Raw genomic sequence first — 15,844 nt, 5'->3', positions numbered from 1 at the left:
TTCCGCTTGCGGGAGGGGTTAGGGGAGGGCGCGACGTACGTACTGGCGTCCGGTCGGTGGGGCACGCCCTCCCCCGACCCCTCCCGCAGGCGGGAGGGGAGCAGATTTAGCCGCTGTTTCGCAGGGCGGTGGCGATGGCGTTGATGGATAGGAGGATGCCTTCGCCGATGCGGGGGTCGTCCTCGCCTGCTCGGCGGCGTTTGATCAGTTCGATCTGGAGGAGGTTTAGCGGCTCGATATAGGGGAGGCGGAGGCGGATCGAGGCGTCTAGGGCGGGGTGCTTTTCGAGTAGGCGGGACTGGCCGGTGACCTGCAAAAGTCCGTCGTGTGTCTGGTGCCAGCCGTCGCGGATCGTGGTGAAGATCTCGCGGAGCTTGCCGTCCTCGACCAGCCCGGCATAGCGTTCGGCGATGCCGATGTCGGACTTGGCGAGCACCATCTCCAGGTTCGCCAGCGCGGAGGCGAAGAGCGGCCAGCCTTGCGCCATGTCCTTCAACAGCGCCTTGTCCTCGAAATCGGCGATCGCACGGCCTACCCCGTACCAGCCGGGGAGCATGACGCGCGCCTGCGCCCAGCTGAACACCCAGGGGATCGCGCGGAGGTCTTCGATGCGGTCGGACTTGGTGCGGCTGGCGGGGCGGCTGCCGATCTTGAGGCCGGCGATTTCGGCGATCGGGGTCATCTGGCGGAAGAAGGTGCGGAAACCCTCCGTACCGTAGACCAGGTCGCGGTAGCTGTGGAATGCGGTGTCGCTGAGCGTGTCCATTGCGGCTGAGAAGCTTGCGTTGTCGGCGTTCGACAGGCGTTCGGGTTCGAGGCTCGCGAGCAACGTGGCCGACGCGATCGCTTCGAGATTGGTCATCGCGGCGTCGCGCGTGCCGTATTTGGCGGCGATGACTTCGCCTTGCTCGGTGATGCGGATGCGGCCCTGGACGGTGCCCGAGGGCTGCGCGCGGATTGCGCGGAACGCCGAGCCGCCGCCGCGCCCGACCGCGCCGCCGCGGCCGTGGAACAGCTGCATGCCGACGCCAGCCTTTGCGAAGACGGGTTTGAGTGCGGTCGAGGCTTTCGAGAGCTGCCAGGTGGAGGTGAGATATCCCCCGTCCTTGTTGCTGTCCGAATAGCCGATCATCACTTCCTGATGGCCGCGCGCCTTGGAGATGGTGGCGATCTCGGGGAGCGCGAACCAGGCGGTCATGACGGCGGGGGCGGCTTCGAGATCGCCGATCGTCTCGAACAGCGGGACCGCCATGATCGCCGCGGTCGGGGTTTCGCCGGGGCGATAGAGGCCGGCTTCCTTGAGCAGGAGGTTCACTTCGAGCAGGTCGCTGACCGATTGCGCCATCGAGACGATGTAGTTGGTGATGCACGCCGGGCCGTAGGCGGCGTGCGCGTCGGCGGCGGCCTGAACGATCGCAAGTTCGCCGGCGGTTTCCTCCGAATATTCGGCGAAGCGCGAGGTGAGCGGGCGGGCATTGGCGAGTTCGCGCCGGAGCAGCGCGACGCGCGCGTCTTCGTCGAGCGCGAGGTACTCGTCTTCTACGCCGGCGACCTGGAGCAGTTCGGCGACGACGCGTTCGTGGACGGCGCTGTTCTGGCGAAGGTCCAAGGTGGCGAGGTGGAAGCCGAACGTCTCGACCGCGCGGATCAGCCGACCGAGCGCGCCGCCGGTCTTCAGCGCGATGCCCAGGCCATGCGCGAGCGTGACGAGGTCGGCGCGGAAGTCGGCGGGGTTGGCATAGGGCTCGCCAACGAGACGGCCGGGGCGGGGGGAGTGCTTCCCCGTGAGCGCGTCGTGCGTCGCGGACAGCCGGGCGTAGATGCCGGAGAGCGCGCGGCGATAGGGCTCGTCGCTGCGGCTGGCGGCATTATCGCCGCTGGCGTCGGCGAGCGCCTGCACCGCGGCATCGGCGGGGGCGTGTTCGGTCGAGATCGAGAGCTCGGCGCCGAGCGCGTGCACCGCGTCGCAATAATAGCCGAGGACGGCTTCGCTCGCCTTTGCCAGCGCGGTCTTGAGCGAATCTGCGGTGACGTACGGGTTGCCGTCGCGATCGCCGCCGATCCAGCTGCCGGGGCGGAGAAAGCTAGGCGTGCGTTCGCCGAGCGCGCGGTCCCAGCGCTGGTAGAGCGCGGGGAGCGCGGGAAGGAACACGTCGCGCAGGTAGCTGAGCGCGGTGTCGACCTCGTCGGTGACGTAGAGGCGGTCGCGGCGCAGGACGCGGGTTTGCCAGAGCAAAGCGATCTGGCGGAGGATCGCGTCGTCGACGCTGTCGCCGTCGGGCGTCGTGTCGCGGCCGAGATCGCGCAGGCCCATCAGCTCGGCGATGCGGTTGCGGTGATCGATCATGCTCTTGCGCCGCACTTCGGTCGGGTGCGCGGTGAGCACGGGGGCGATCAGCGCGTGGTCGAGCAGCGTGCGGATCTGGGTGCGGTCGATGCCTTCGGATTCGAGCTGGGCGATCGCGGAGGCGAGATCGGCGCCGTCTTCCGCGGCGATGCCCTGGCGGTCCTCGGCGAGATTGGCGAGCATCGAGAACAGCATGAACCCGCGAACGAAGTCGAGCGTCTCGTCGAGACTGAGCTTTTCGAGGCTGAGGTCGACCGCGCGGTCGTCGCGCGCCTTGCCTTCGGACACGTCGCGGTGGCGCTCGACCGACGCCTTTCGGATCGTCTCGGTCGCCTCGAACAGACGTTCACCGCCATAGGCGCGGATGACGTCGCCGAGCAGTTTGCCGAGGAATCGGATGTCGGAATTGTTCGCGATTGCGGGGAGGCTAGCCATGTTTCCCTGCTGCGCTGCGGCAGGGTTTAGGTCAACTATGAACACCACGCGTCACGCTTAAATAGTCGCTTGTCTAGAGCGTTACACGACACATTGTTGCGGAGATCAGCGCTTACGCGACTCCGCCCGCTCTTCCGACGTCACCGTGCCGTCGTGGTTCAGGTCCATCCTGTCGAACCAGGCGAGCGTGCCTTCGCTCCATTCGATCGCGGTAATGACGCCGTCCTTGTTGCGGTCGAATGCTTTGATGCGCGCGTTGGGCGAGGGCAGTTCGTCCTTGGCGACGCGATCGTCGCCGTTGCGGTCGAGCGTGCGAAAGCGGCGTTCCATGCTGGCGCCGAAATCGAGCCGCGAGGTTACCGAGGGCGGCACGAAGCCGACCGCATTGGCGTCAGCCTGCGCGCGCTGCTCATCCTTGTTGCCGCACGCGGACACCAGAATTCCCGTCGCGGCGAGCGCCGCTACCAGTTTCACCTGCATAGAATCTCCCGTCGTATCGATGCCGTCAGGCCTCGAGTTCGATGTCCCAATAGAGCCAGTCGTGCCACGTGTCGTGCAGGTAGTTGGGCGGGAAGCTGCGGCCGTGTTCCTGAAGGTGCCAGTTGGTCGGGCGGATCGCCTCGATATGCAGCGGCATCGCCGCCTGTTTCGGCGTGCGACCGCCCTTTTTGAGGTTGCAGGGCGAGCAGGCGGTGACGACGTTCTCCCACGTGGTACGACCGCCTTGCGCGCGGGGGACGACATGGTCGAAGGTGAGATCGCGCAGCTTGCCGCAATATTGGCAGGTGAACTTGTCGCGCAGGAACAGGTTGAAGCGGGTGAAGGCGGGAAATTGCGACGGTCGGACGAACTGCTTGAGCGCGATCACCGAGGGCAGCTTCAGCGCGAAATTGGCGCTGCGGACTTCGCGTTCGTAAGTGGCAACGATGTCGACACGGTCGAGGAAGACAGCCTTGACCGCGGTTTGCCACGGCCAGACACTGAGCGGATAGTAGGAAAGCGGCGTGTAGTCGGCATTCAGCACGAGCGCCGGACAACCATCCGGATGACGCATCAGATCGGGGTGAAACACGGCTCCTCCCACTCAGGCTTCGCAGAGCGCCCTATGGACGACAGCGATGACACCGCCATGACAGCACGGCGCGTAGCGGTCGGTCAAGCGTGGTGAGCGACGGACCGGTCGTAACGCGGTTCGCGCCGAGCCCGACCGGGCGGTTGCATCTGGGCCACGCGGTGTCGGCGATCCGCGCGCATGACTATGCGCGGGAGCGGGGCGGGCGGTTCCTGCTGCGGATCGAGGACATCGATGGAACGCGGAGTCGGCCTGAATTCGTCGCGGGGATTTTGGAGGATCTGGCGTGGCTTGGGCTTCGTTGGGATTCGCTGGTGTTCCAGTCGGAGCGGCTGGCTACGTATGACGCTGCGCTGGAGCGGCTGAAGGCGCGCGGGCTGGTTTACCCCTGTTTCTGTACGCGGGCGGAGATCGCGGCGAGCGCGTCGGCGCCGCAGGGGGATGTCGGGCCGGTCTATCCGGGGATTTGTCGCGGTCTGAGCGCGGAGGAGGTCGCTGCGCGGATGCATCTGGCGCATTGCTGGCGGCTCGACATGGCGAAGGCTGTGGCGGTTACCGGCGTGCTTGCGTGGCATGATGCGATCGCCGGGACCGTCGTTGCGGATCCGCTTGCGCAGGGGGATGTCGTGCTGGCGCGGAAGGATGCGCCGGCGAGCTATCATCTGGCGGTGACGCTCGACGATGCGGCGCAGGGCGTGACGGACGTGGTGCGCGGGGTGGACCTGTTCGCGGCGACGGACGTGCACCGGGTGTTGCAGGCTTTGCTAGGGTTGCCGGTACCGGCGTATCATCATCATCCGCTGGTGGTAGATGCGGCGGGGCGGCGGCTGGCCAAGCGGGATGGGGCTTTGTCGCTGGCTGAGATGCGTGATGGTGGTGAGGATGGGGTGGCGTTGGCGGCTCGGGTACGGAGCGGGTGATGGCGATTGGCTTGCGCTGCTGATCGTGAGCGTGTTGATCAAGCAAGGTGTGGCGGGAAACGGATCGTAACCCGTGCCTCCTTGTTCTCCCGCGAAGGCGGGAGCCCAGCCTGGATCCCCGCCTTCGCGGGGAAACATTAGAGTAGCAGGGTACGACGCCTGTAACGTGCCACCACCCCGGCGAAGGCCGGGGCCCAGTTGGGGGACGGTGATGATGAGGCTTATCGCTTCGTTACCTCGGCCTTCCCAATTGGGCCCCGGCCTTCGCCGGGGTGGTGCTCTTGCTTGGAGTGGGTGCGCTAAAGCTCGATCCCCAGCCTTGGCGCGGCCCACGTCATCGCCGCATACAGCGCGATCGTCAGCACGCACCCCGCCACCAGCGATACCCAGAACGGCGCGCCGTGGCGGAGCAGTGCCGGGATCAGCAGGAACATCGGCAGGGATGGCAGGACGTACCAGAAGGTCGCGCCGGCGTGCGCGGCCATCGTCCGTGGATCAGGTTTGTCGCGCCAGAGCCAGATCATGCCTAGCACCGACACCAATGGCAGCGAGGCGACCAGCGCGCCAAAGCCGGGATAGCGCTTGGCGATCTCCGAGGCGGCGGCGATAAGAATGCCGGAAATCAAGGCTTTCAGCGTCAAGTATAACATGCAGCATTTGCGCGCATCACGAAGGGTTCCGCAACACTGCTACGGCCATTGCTAGCAGCATCCGGTGCGCTTACATTCCCTTCATGAACACATTCCTCGTCATCCTCCTGATCGCGGCGATGATCGCGACCGTCGTGGCCCTGGTGCGGGGCGTCGTGTCGTTCCTGCAGGAGGGCACGGCGCAGGTCCGCGATGGCAACGGCCCGAGCGCGGCGTCGCTCAAATCGAACCGGATGATGCAGCAGCGGATCTTCTTCCAGGCGCTGGCGATCCTGATCGTCGTCGTGATCCTGTTCGCGGCGGGACGGAACTAGAGTCTAACGCACTTTCCTAATGACCGTCATTCCAACGCAAGCTGGGATCTCGATGTCAGGTGGATGTCGCGAGCGACGAGGGATACTCCAGCTTTCGCTAGGGTGACGGACTTGTGGCACTGCATGGTCGGACAGAAGGAATCGACCGATGGTCAAGCTCAACAAGATCTACACGCGAACGGGTGACGACGGCACGACGGGGCTGGTCGACGGCTCGCGCATGTCGAAAGCCAGCGCGCTGATGCAGGCGATCGGCGATGTCGACGAGGCGAACTCCGCGATCGGAGTGGCGGTGGTGGCGCTTGGCGATGATCCGCTCGCCGCTGCGCTGGAGCGGATCCAGAACGACCTGTTCGATCTTGGTGCCGACCTTGCGACGCCTGCAACCGACGACGGATTTGCACCGTCGGAGATGGTGCTGCGGATCGTGCCGGCGCAGGTCGAGCGACTCGAGCGCGAGATCGATGCGATGAACGCGCACCTCGCGCCGTTGCGCAGTTTCATCCTGCCGGGCGGATCGCCGCAGGCCGCCGCGCTGCATCTGGCGCGGGCGATTTCGCGTCGCGCGGAGCGATCCGCAGTCGCGGCGACGCACGATATGCCGTTGAATCCCGAGGCATTAGCGTATGTTAACCGGCTATCCGATTTCCTGTTCGTGGCGTCGCGCGTAGTGAACCAAAACGGGGCCGGCGACGTTCTATGGCGACCGGGGGCTACGCGCGCGCAGGCGTGATCGGCGTTCGCGCGTTGCGGTACTGGGCGACGCATTGAAGGATAACCGATGCCGCAGCCTATTCGTCCCGATCTCACCCCCGCTCCTTCGTCGGATCTGAGCGAGCGTTTCTCCGCCGTACGCGCGCTGTCGCTGGCGCTTGCCGCGCCGCTGTCGGATGCGGACGCGACGGTGCAATCGATGGACGATGCGTCGCCGACCAAGTGGCATCTGGCGCATACGACTTGGTTCTTTGAGACGTTCGTATTGCGCGATCATGTCGCCGGTTACGCGCTCCACGACGAGCGTTTTCCGTTTCTGTTCAACAGCTATTACGAGGCCGAGGGGCGACGCCACGCGCGCGATCGACGCGGGATGGTGACGCGGCCGTCGCTTGACGAAGTGCGGGCGTACCGCGCGCATGTCGATGCGGCGCTGCTCGATGCGCTGTCTGAGTTATCGGCGGATGCGCAGGCGCTGGTGGCGCTTGGGTGTCATCACGAGGAGCAGCACCAGGAGCTGCTGGTGACCGACATCCTCCACATGTTTTCCGAGAACCCGCTGGAGCCGGCGATGTGGCCGGCGCCGCGGAAAGTGCCGGTCGAGATGCCGGGGCCGATCGGGTGGATCGCGCGCGAGAGCGGGATCGTCGAGGTCGGGCATGACGGCGATGGGTTCGCATTCGATTGCGAGGGACCGCGTCACGCCGCCCTGCTGGTACCGCATGCGATCGCGGACCGTACCGTGACGAACGGCCAGTGGGCGGCGTTCATTGCCGATGGCGGCTACACCGAAGCGCGGCATTGGCTGGCGGATGGCTGGGCGTGGGTGAAGGCCGAGGGCATCGTCGCGCCGCTGTATTGGGAGCAGGGCGAGGCGGGCTGGACGCGGTTCGGGCTCGACGGCCGACGCGCGATCGATCCTGCCGCGCCAGTGACGCATGTGAGCTTCTTCGAGGCGGATGCGTATGCGAGCTGGGCTGGCGCAAGGTTGCCGACCGAGTTCGAATGGGAGGCTGCGGCCGCTACGCACGACGCGAACGGCGGCAACCAGATGGACGTGGCGGGTCCGGTCGAGCCTCGGCCTGCGACGAATGGCCCGGCGTTCTTCGGCGACGTATGGGAGTGGACCGGCAGCGCGTACCGTCCGTATCCCGGTTTCGTGACCGCGGCCGGTGCCGTTGGCGAATACAACGGCAAGTTCATGAGTTCACAGTTCATCCTGCGCGGTGGCAGCTGTGCGACGCCACGCGGCCATGCACGCGCGAGCTACCGCAATTTCTTCTATCCGCACCAACGGTGGCAGTTCACCGGTGTGCGTCTCGCGAAAGATATGTGATGTTGAAGCCTGAGATCGAGGACGGCCAGCAGATGCTTGCCGACCCGCAATTCCGTGCGGACGTGCTGGACGGCCTTGCGCGGCGGCCGCGGGCAATCCCGGCGCGGTGGTTCTACGACCGGCGCGGCTCGGAGCTGTTCGAGAAGATCACCGATCTGCCGGAATATTATCCGACGCGGACCGAGCGCTCGATTCTTGAGACCGCGTGCCCTGAAGTCGCGACGCTTGCAGGCGGAGGGCGTGCGGTCGTCGAGTTCGGCTCGGGATCGTCGACCAAGACGCCGATCCTTCTCGATGCCGTAGCGCCGTCGGTATACGTGCCGATCGACATCTCGGGGGATTTCCTGCGCGAGTCGTCGAAGGTGCTGGGCGATCAGTTCCCCGACCTACTGGTGCTGCCGTTCGAGGCGGACTTCATGCGGCCCCTGAGCTTGCCGAAGACGATCGCGGATACGCCCAAGCTCGGGTTCTTTCCGGGATCGACGATCGGCAACATGATCCCGTTGATGGCGGTCGACCTGCTGCGCGCGATGCGGTCTTCGCTTGGCGTGGGCGCGATGCTGCTGATCGGGATGGACCGGATCAAAAGCGAGGACGTGCTAGTGCCCGCGTATGACGATGCGCAGGGCGTGACGGCGGCGTTTAACTTGAACCTGCTAGAGCGGATCAACCGCGAACTGGACGGCGACATCCCGGTCGACGCGTTCCGGCACAAGGCTGTGTGGAACGATGATCGCGCTCGGATCGAAATGCATCTGGAGGCGGTGCGCGACGTCGCGTTCACCATTGACGGGCGATCGTTCGAGATGACCGTGGGTGAGACGATTCACACCGAGAACAGCCACAAATATGGCGCACGGGATGCGCGGATCCTCCTGCGGTCGGGCGGATGGACGCCGGTGGCGGCATGGACCGATACCGAAGGTTTGTTCGGCGTGTATCTGGCCGAAGCTCAGGTGGAGCGGCCAGCGCCCTGAGGCTGGGCCTGTTCCGGACGAGTTGCCCGCCGCCTAGACTCAGCCGGGAATGCCCCAGTTCGCCTCATCGTCAGCCGATGCGGCGGTGCGAACAAGATGCTCGACATAATGCTGGAAAATCGGAACCGTGAAGGTGACCAGCGTCGGCTCGCCCCCCGGTTCCTTGAATGTCAGCACGACGAAGCGCTGGCCGTCTTCGTCGAGAATCAGGCCGGCTTCCATCGCGCCGGGGCCGCTCGGGGTAATTACGGTCGTTGCCATGATCGTCTTTCGCTATCGGGTCTCCAGGCGCCATAACGCTCCGTCGCACCAAGTCCATGACGAGCGGGATATTGACGCGTGTCAGTCTCCCGCGCTCTGGGCCTCGATACGCCGAAGGTCCCGGATTTCGTCCCAGGTGATCGGTCGGTCGCGGCCCGCGCACTGAATGATCAGGTCCGCCGCTTCGACGTCGTCATACCCATCGAATGCCCGAACCATCTCTTGCAAAGATCCGCTGGCGACGGACTTGCCGATGTCCTCTTCGTTCGCTGCATGCTCGCGCACTACCTTTGCGGGCATATTCCACATGGTCTTCAACACGATCACTGACTCCGGCCCCCCGGGTGGATCACCGTCGTGCGGCGTGATGGAGCGTGCGTCCATAGTGTCGGCGGGTCGTATGCGATCGCTTCACGCGACGGCACGGTGAACCGATCTCGCGCTCCCGTTGCCCATCGACGAGGTCAGCGCGGTTAATCTTTATCGGATGCGTTGACCGCAGAAGTGCAAGCCTACTGCGCGACCGTGCTTTACTTCCCGCCTTCCCGTCGCGTCAGCGCCGCGACGCAACTCGCACGGTCGATCGTGCTCCCGTCGGGTTCTCGCGCGTCGAGATACGTCACGCGGGGGGCATCCGACCCCTTGGGATAGAGATACGCGTCGAGCACGCAGATCCCGCTCTGGAACTGGAGCTTCCGTGCGCTGCCCTCGCGGACGTCGGCGTCGGGTGGGCCGAACAGCTTGGTCAGGCCGGCGGCATCCTGGCCAAGCACGCGTTCCAGGCCGACGCTCGTATACGGGATCGCCGGGCGTCCGACCGCAGGTTTCGCGATCGGTGCGGCGCAGCCTGCCAGTCCGCTACCGAGTGCCAGCGCGATGGCTATAGTGGTCAATCGCGTCATGGTCGGCCTTTGCGAGAATACTGGCTGTGGAAATAATGCGTCGCTATCGCGGCCCCCAGCACGGGCGCGGTGATGTTGAGGACCGGAACCACGAACAGCCCGGTGTTCGCAAGCCCCAGCACGAACCGCCTCCCCTTCGTCGTCGCACGCCAGCCCCGCATCGCCGCCGCGTCCATATGCCGCGCCGCCACCATGTCCCCCAGATCGCGCCCGAGCAGCCAGCCGTTGACGACGAAGAACGCGGCCGCCGTGCCGACACCGGTGACGAGCAGCGCGATGTAGACGGGCACCATCACCAGATTGACGAGCACGACGCGCGCAGCGGAGCGTAGCCCCATCGCGAGGCTGCGCGCGAACGGGACAGGGCGAGCGGTGCGCAGCGCGTCGGGATAATGCCGCGCCTCGACCGCTTCGACGACCTCGTCCGCGAAAATCCCGACCACGGCGATCGCGACGGCACGGAACAGCAGCCACAGCGCCAGGATCGTGACGAACAGCGCGAACGCGGCCGCGAGCCCGCCGGAATGCCAGTCGAGCCACGCGGCCAGTGCGGCTTGCGTACCCCACCACGTGCCAGCGCCGAGCAGCGCGAAGACAAGTAGCGTGACGACCATCGACTTGACGAACACGCGGAGCACGGGCGGATCGGTAAGCTGGCCAAGCGAGAGGGCGAGGGCGCGGAGCATGGCTCGGGATGCCGTGGGTGCAGGCGAAGGTCAACGCGCGTTTCCGCCGTGTCTCCGTCGTTTTGGCTTTTCGGCAGCCCGTCCTTGTCCCGTTCTCCCGCGGACGCGGGGGCCCAGCTAAACCACGAGCACCGCCCGAGACCCTGGCCCCCCGCGTTCGCGGGGGAACAGCAGAGGGCGGGGGGTGTGTCACGGATTATCCAAACCGCCGAGCCGCCGAAGTTTGGCCCTTCCAAATTAAAGCCACCACCCCGGCGGGGGCCGGGGCCCAATTGGAAAGGTCGTCGTAATGAGGCGCAGCCCGTCGTTATCACCGTCCCCAATTGGACCCCGGCCTCCGCCGGGGTGGTGGCCTTTCCCAGCTATTAATCCCCTTTTCGATCATTGCGTTCGTTGTGGCCAATCATTCCCACCCCCCACACCAGTTGCACCAATCCCCCCCGCGATTTACGGCAGAGCTTTCCCGCACCCCCGGAGTTTCCCCTTGAGCACACCCACTTACGACGTCGTCGCGATCGGCAATGCGATCGTCGACATCCTCGCCACCGCCGACGACGCGTTCATCACCGAGATCGGCGTCGCCAAGGGCTCGATGCAGCTCATGTTCTCGTCGGAAGAAGCCGACGCACTCTACGCCAAGATGGGCCCCGGCATGGAAATCTCCGGTGGCTCAGCCGCCAACACCGTCGCCGGCATCGCCGCGCTCGGCGGCAAATGCGGGTTCATCGGCCAGGTCGCCGACGATCAGCTCGGCCAGGTCTTCGCGCATGACGTCCGCAGCATCGGCATCGAGTTCGCCACCCCCGTCCGCGCCGGCGATCCGACCACCGGCCGCTGCCTAATCTTCGTGACGCCCGACGGCCAGCGCACGATGAACACCTTCCTTGGCGCGGGCCAGTTCCTCCCCGCCGCCGCGATCGACACCGCGATGATCGCCGACAGCGCGATCCTGTATCTCGAAGGCTATCTCTGGGATCCCGAAGAGCCGCGCGCCGCAATGCGCGCCGCGATCGATTGCGCGCGCGACGCAGGGCGGAAGGTCGCCTTTACGCTCAGCGACGTGTTCTGCATCTCGCGCCACGGCGGCGATTTCCGCCAGCTGCTGTCGGACGGCCTGATCGACATCCTGTTCGCCAACGAGAGCGAACTCGCCTCGCTTGCCGAGACCGAAGATTTCGATGCAGCGGTTGCCAAGATTGCCGCACAGGTCCCGACCCTGGTCGTCACCCGCGGTGAGCACGGCGCCTGCGCGATCCAGAACGGCGCGCGCGCCGAAGTGAAGGCCGAGCCGATCGCAAAGGTCGTCGACACCACCGGCGCGGGCGATCTGTTCGCGGCTGGCTTCCTCCACGGTCAGGCGCAGGGCTACGACCTGCAGGCGTCGCTGAAGCTCGGTGCGGTCTGCGCGGCGGAGATCATCAGTCATGTCGGCGCCCGCCCGATGGTCGACATGAAGGCGCTAGCCGCCAAGCACATCGGCTGAGGCACGTGTCCCCGCGAAGGCGGGGACGCAGACTGGGCTCCCGCCTCCGCGGGAGAACAAGCTTGGTGCGAAGGCACAAAAAAGGGCCGCGGGAGTTTCTCCCGCGGCCCTTTTTTTCGTTGGACTCGATCAGTGGCTGGCCGGAGGCGTCCGGTCGTCCTCTGCTACACCATCGTCGAGCCCCAGCCCGACATGACTGCGCGAGCGGCTATACAGGAAGTAGATCGCCAACCCGATCGCACCCCAGCCCGGCAGCACCAGCTTGGCGGTCAACGGCAGTGACAGGTACAGCCCGACGCAGCCGATGATCGCGAGCGGCGCGACGATATACACCGCCGGCGTGCGGAACGGACGCTTGCGGCCGGGATCGGTCTTGCGCAGGACCATCACCGAGATCGCCACCATCATGAACGCGAACAACGTCCCCGCGTTCGAATAATCGGCGAGCTTGCCGACCGGCAGCACCGCCGCTGCGATCGCCGCGGCGATACCCGTCACGACCGTGACGACGTGTGGCGTACGGAACTTCGGGTGGATCGACGCGAGCTTGGCGGGCAACAGGCCGTCGCGCGCCATCGTGAAGAACACGCGGGTCTGGCCGAACATCATCATCAGCACGACGGATGGCAGCGCCAGTACCGCCGCAAGCCCGACCAGCCGGCCCATGATCGGCCAGTTGATGACCTGAAGCACATGGACGAGTGCTTCCTTCGAGCACACCAGCGGCTCCATCGCGCCGCCGGCGACGATCGCCGCGCAACGCCCGGCCATCTCGGCCGAGCCCGGTGCCAGGATACCGCCATCGGCGGTCGTCACCGGGTTCGCACCGATCGCACCGATCGCGCCCGACGCGACCAGCAGGTAGAACAACGTACAGATGCCGAGGCTGGCGATCAGCCCGATCGGCACGTTGCGCTGCGGGTTCTTGGTCTCCTCCGCCGCCGTCGAAACCGCATCGAAGCCGACATAGGCGAAGAAGATCGACGCCGCCGCACCCAGCACGCCGACACCCGACGAGCTCAGCGGATTGCCGACGCCGTAGGGCAGGAACGGATGAAAATTATCGGCTTTAAGGACCGGGATCGTCAGCGCGATGAACGCAGTCAGCGCGGCGATCTTGATCAGCACCAGCACCGCGTTGACGCGTGCGCTCTCGGTCGTGCCCACCACCAGCAGCCAAGTGACCAGCGCGATGACGATCACCGCGGGCAGGTTGATGAACCCGCCAACGGTCATCGCGGTCTGAAGATCTGCGTTGGGCGTCGCGCCGAACGCGACCTGGACGTTCGCCATCAGCGCGTCCGCGTTGCGCAACCCGTTGGGAATATGGAAGCCGATCCCGTCGAGCAGCCCGGCCAAATGGTTCGACCACCCCACCGCAACCGCGCTCGCGCCGACCGCATATTCGAGGATGAGCGCCCAGCCGACCATCCACGCCAGCAACTCACCCGTGACGGCGTAGGTGTAGGTGTAGGCCGAGCCCGACACCGGCACCATCGACGCGAGTTCGGAATAGCAGAGCGCCGCAACCGCGCAGACGAAGCCTGCGACGACGAAGCTCAGCAACATGCCCGGCCCGGCCTTCTGCGCGGCTTCGGACGTCAGCACGAAGATACCCGTGCCGATCACCGCACCGACGCCCAGCAGCGTCAGCTGGAACGCGCTGAGCGTTCGCGCCAGACCCTTTTTCTCTGCCGTCGCCAGAATGGCATCCAGCGATTTTACGCGACCAAAAATCAACGCGGTGTCCCCCGGGGATAGCGAGGGCCGGGTCAAATGGCCCCCTTTGCTCAAGCGCCCGAGCCTAATGGCAATTTTATTACGCGCAATCCTTTAGTGCGGTGAAGCTGGCCTATCGCGTCAGCATCGGCCCGAGCGGGCGCCCGCCGAAGACATGAACATGCAGATGCGGCACCTCCTGGTGTCCGTCCTGCCCGATGTTCGCGAGCAGGCGATAGCCCGGTTCGACAAGGCCGGTGGCGCGCGCGACGGTGCCCACCGCGCGGATGAACCCGGCGATCTCGGCGTCTGGCGCACGCGCGGAAAAATCGTCCCAGGACACGTATGCGCCCTTGGGGATCACGAGCAGATGCGTCGGCGCCTGCGGATTGATGTCATGAAAGGCGATCGCAAAGTCATCTTCGTACACCCGCTTCGACGGGATCTCGCCGCGCAGGATCTTCGCGAAGATGTTCTGGTCGTCATAAGGCTGGGTGGCGTCGATCGACATATATTCCTCTCGCGCTTGCGGGAGGGGTTAGGGGAGGGGCTGGCCATCCCGATCCCGGCGGAGCATGTGCGTCATGCCCTCCCCCGCCCCCTCCCGCAAGCGGCAGGTCAGCCCGTCCGCCCGGCCTTCTCGACCAAGCCGCCAACACCCTCGCGCCGCTCCAACTCGGCTCGCACGTCGTCTAGGCTAAGCCCTGCATCCGCCAGCAACACGGCCAGATGGAACATCAAGTCGGCCGCTTCCGGCACGATGCTCGCTTCGTCGCCCGAGCACGCCGCGATCACCGTCTCGACGGCTTCCTCGCCGAGCTTCTGCGCGATCTTCGGGCGGCCTTTCGCGAACAGGCTCGCGGTATAGGAAGTGTCGGCGGGCGCATCGCGGCGGGCGCGGATGGTCGCCTCGAGGCGGTCGAATACGGGGTCCATGCGCGGCGTGCTGGAGCAGGTGCGCAGGCGGGTCAATCCTCTGCGGGTCGTTTGGTCTTCGCGAACCGCTTCCGCAACGCCCGCCGCACCAGCCACACGCCGATCGCTGCAAACCCGAAGAGTGCGATGTCCGACAGTTCGGGCCCGGTGCGGGGATGAACGATGCCGCTATGCCCCGATTGCACCGCGAGGAAGGGCAGTGCGATCATTAGATCAGGCCGGACGCATCGGCGAGCGCACGGGAATCCCCGCCGCCGCCAGCGCGGCGTGCGCATCGCCGATCGATGCCTGCCCGAAATGGAAGATCGACGCCGCTAGCACTGCGCTCGCATGCCCGTCGCGGATCCCTGCCACCAGATCGTCGAGCCCACCGACCCCACCGCTCGCCACCACGGGTACGCTCACCCGGTCGGAAATCGCCCGGATCAGGTCGAGGTCGTAACCACTGCGCGTGCCGTCACGGTCCATCGACGTGACGAGCAATTCGCCCGCGCCCAGTTCGGCAAGCTTCAGCGCATGCGTGATCGCATCGATCCCGGTCGCGCGCCGACCGCCATGCGTGAACACTTCCCACCCTTCACCGGAACGCCGCGCATCGACACTCGCGACGCAGCACTGGCTGCCGAAACGCTCGGCGATATCCGCGACCAGTTCCGGCCGCTCGACCGCCGCCGAATTGACCGCGACCTTGTCCGCCCCCGCCAGTAGCAATGCCCGCGCATCGTCCGCCGTCCGCACACCGCCGCCGACGGTAAGCGGCATGAAGCACACCGCCGCAGTCCGTCGCACGACGTCGAGAATCGTACCCCGACCCTCATAGGAAGCACCGATATCGAGGAAACACAGCTCGTCCGCCCCGGCCGCATCATACGCCCGCGCCTGCTCGACCGGATCGCCCGCATCACGCAGTTCAACGAAGTTTACGCCCTTCACCACGCGCCCATCGGCAACGTCGAGACACGGAATGACGCGCGCGCGAACCGTCATGCGCTGGGCCGAAGGTTTTGTTCACGCGGAGACGCGGAGACGCGGAGACGCGGCAAAGCCGCTAAGCAATTTTCGCGCAGAGTCGCAGAGGATGCAGAGAAGAAA

At 65.9% G+C, this 15,844-nt stretch carries 19 protein-coding genes; 6 read left to right on the top strand and 13 right to left on the bottom strand.

Annotated features, from left to right (window positions below):
* Positions 1-106: 106 nt before the first annotated feature.
* From ppc to ASE69_RS18530, 3 genes are all read right to left on the bottom strand, one after another.
* Positions 107-2,782, bottom strand: coding sequence for a phosphoenolpyruvate carboxylase (gene ppc / locus ASE69_RS18540; RefSeq protein ID WP_056489782.1), 2,676 nt, complete (start codon positions 2,780-2,782; stop codon positions 107-109).
* Positions 2,783-2,887: 105 nt separating this feature from the next.
* Positions 2,888-3,262 carry a hypothetical protein gene (locus ASE69_RS18535; RefSeq protein WP_056489779.1) on the bottom strand — a complete coding sequence of 125 codons (375 nt, stop codon included), beginning with the start codon at positions 3,260-3,262 and terminating at the stop codon, positions 2,888-2,890.
* Positions 3,263-3,287: 25 nt separating this feature from the next.
* Positions 3,288-3,854, bottom strand: coding sequence for an HNH endonuclease (locus ASE69_RS18530; protein ID WP_056052248.1), 567 nt, complete (start codon positions 3,852-3,854; stop codon positions 3,288-3,290).
* Between the two features lie 92 nt (positions 3,855-3,946).
* Between ASE69_RS18530 and gluQRS the strand changes: the two genes are divergently transcribed.
* Entirely contained in the window at positions 3,947-4,774 is an 828-nt protein-coding gene (gluQRS, locus tag ASE69_RS18525; protein WP_056490319.1) for a tRNA glutamyl-Q(34) synthetase GluQRS, read from the top strand.
* A 299-nt stretch (positions 4,775-5,073) separates the two neighbouring features.
* On the opposite strand, the gene ASE69_RS18520 is transcribed toward gluQRS, so the two are convergent.
* The gene (locus ASE69_RS18520) at positions 5,074-5,424 is read right to left on the bottom strand and encodes a DUF3147 family protein (protein ID WP_056489776.1); all 351 of its coding nucleotides are present in this window, start codon (positions 5,422-5,424) and stop codon (positions 5,074-5,076) included.
* An 83-nt stretch (positions 5,425-5,507) separates the two neighbouring features.
* Between ASE69_RS18520 and ASE69_RS18515 the strand changes: the two genes are divergently transcribed.
* The 4 genes from ASE69_RS18515 (at position 5,508) to egtD (ending at position 8,765) form a co-directional block, all read left to right on the top strand.
* On the top strand, positions 5,508-5,738 hold the full coding sequence (locus ASE69_RS18515; RefSeq protein ID WP_056052241.1) for a twin transmembrane helix small protein: 231 nt from the start codon (positions 5,508-5,510) through the stop codon (positions 5,736-5,738).
* Positions 5,739-5,886: 148 nt separating this feature from the next.
* Positions 5,887-6,471 (top strand): cob(I)yrinic acid a,c-diamide adenosyltransferase, encoded by a 585-nt coding sequence (locus ASE69_RS18510; protein ID WP_056489773.1) that lies wholly within the window; start codon positions 5,887-5,889, stop codon positions 6,469-6,471.
* 48 nt (positions 6,472-6,519) lie between these two features.
* Positions 6,520-7,788, top strand: a complete 1,269-nt coding sequence (egtB, locus tag ASE69_RS18505; RefSeq protein WP_082453235.1) for an ergothioneine biosynthesis protein EgtB — start codon at positions 6,520-6,522, stop codon at positions 7,786-7,788.
* Positions 7,788-8,765: an L-histidine N(alpha)-methyltransferase gene (egtD, locus tag ASE69_RS18500; RefSeq protein ID WP_056489770.1), complete on the top strand. Its 978-nt coding sequence runs from the start codon at positions 7,788-7,790 to the stop codon at positions 8,763-8,765. The genes egtB and egtD overlap by 1 nt, the downstream gene beginning before the upstream one ends.
* A 39-nt stretch (positions 8,766-8,804) precedes the next feature.
* On the opposite strand, the gene ASE69_RS18495 is transcribed toward egtD, so the two are convergent.
* From ASE69_RS18495 to ASE69_RS18480, 4 genes are all read right to left on the bottom strand, one after another.
* Positions 8,805-9,026 (bottom strand): hypothetical protein, encoded by a 222-nt coding sequence (locus ASE69_RS18495; RefSeq protein WP_136188474.1) that lies wholly within the window; start codon positions 9,024-9,026, stop codon positions 8,805-8,807.
* Between the two features lie 81 nt (positions 9,027-9,107).
* A complete protein-coding gene (locus ASE69_RS18490; RefSeq protein ID WP_056489766.1) occupies positions 9,108-9,410 on the bottom strand; it encodes a hypothetical protein in 303 nt (100 codons plus the stop codon).
* A 146-nt stretch (positions 9,411-9,556) separates the two neighbouring features.
* Entirely contained in the window at positions 9,557-9,928 is a 372-nt protein-coding gene (locus ASE69_RS18485; RefSeq protein ID WP_056489765.1) for a hypothetical protein, read from the bottom strand.
* Positions 9,925-10,614, bottom strand: a complete 690-nt coding sequence (locus ASE69_RS18480; RefSeq protein WP_056489762.1) for an EI24 domain-containing protein — start codon at positions 10,612-10,614, stop codon at positions 9,925-9,927. Before ASE69_RS18480 ends, ASE69_RS18485 begins: the two co-directional genes overlap by 4 nt.
* A 484-nt stretch (positions 10,615-11,098) precedes the next feature.
* Between ASE69_RS18480 and ASE69_RS18475 the strand changes: the two genes are divergently transcribed.
* The gene (locus ASE69_RS18475; RefSeq protein WP_056489760.1) at positions 11,099-12,097 is read left to right on the top strand and encodes an adenosine kinase; all 999 of its coding nucleotides are present in this window, start codon (positions 11,099-11,101) and stop codon (positions 12,095-12,097) included.
* Between the two features lie 129 nt (positions 12,098-12,226).
* Here ASE69_RS18475 and ASE69_RS18470 read toward each other — a convergent pair whose 3' ends face one another.
* The 5 genes from ASE69_RS18470 to hisF form a co-directional block, all read right to left on the bottom strand.
* Complete coding sequence (locus ASE69_RS18470) at positions 12,227-13,837, bottom strand: amino acid permease (protein WP_056489758.1); 1,611 nt, start codon at positions 13,835-13,837, stop codon at positions 12,227-12,229.
* Positions 13,838-13,949: 112 nt separating this feature from the next.
* Positions 13,950-14,327 (bottom strand): histidine triad nucleotide-binding protein, encoded by a 378-nt coding sequence (locus ASE69_RS18465; protein ID WP_056489756.1) that lies wholly within the window; start codon positions 14,325-14,327, stop codon positions 13,950-13,952.
* 107 nt (positions 14,328-14,434) lie between these two features.
* Positions 14,435-14,752, bottom strand: coding sequence for a phosphoribosyl-ATP diphosphatase (locus tag ASE69_RS18460; RefSeq protein ID WP_056489754.1), 318 nt, complete (start codon positions 14,750-14,752; stop codon positions 14,435-14,437).
* A gap of 32 nt (positions 14,753-14,784) precedes the next feature.
* A complete protein-coding gene (locus ASE69_RS22650) occupies positions 14,785-14,961 on the bottom strand; it encodes a hypothetical protein (RefSeq protein ID WP_200924200.1) in 177 nt (58 codons plus the stop codon).
* Positions 14,962-14,965: 4 nt separating this feature from the next.
* Positions 14,966-15,739 carry an imidazole glycerol phosphate synthase subunit HisF gene (hisF, locus tag ASE69_RS18455; RefSeq protein WP_056489752.1) on the bottom strand — a complete coding sequence of 258 codons (774 nt, stop codon included), beginning with the start codon at positions 15,737-15,739 and terminating at the stop codon, positions 14,966-14,968.
* Positions 15,740-15,844: the final 105 nt, after the last annotated feature.

The sequence above is a fragment of the Sphingomonas sp. Leaf208 genome, from assembly GCF_001421415.1.
Taxonomy (GTDB): Bacteria; Pseudomonadota; Alphaproteobacteria; order Sphingomonadales; family Sphingomonadaceae; genus Sphingomonas.
This window is presented reverse-complemented; position numbering and strand designations above follow the sequence as displayed.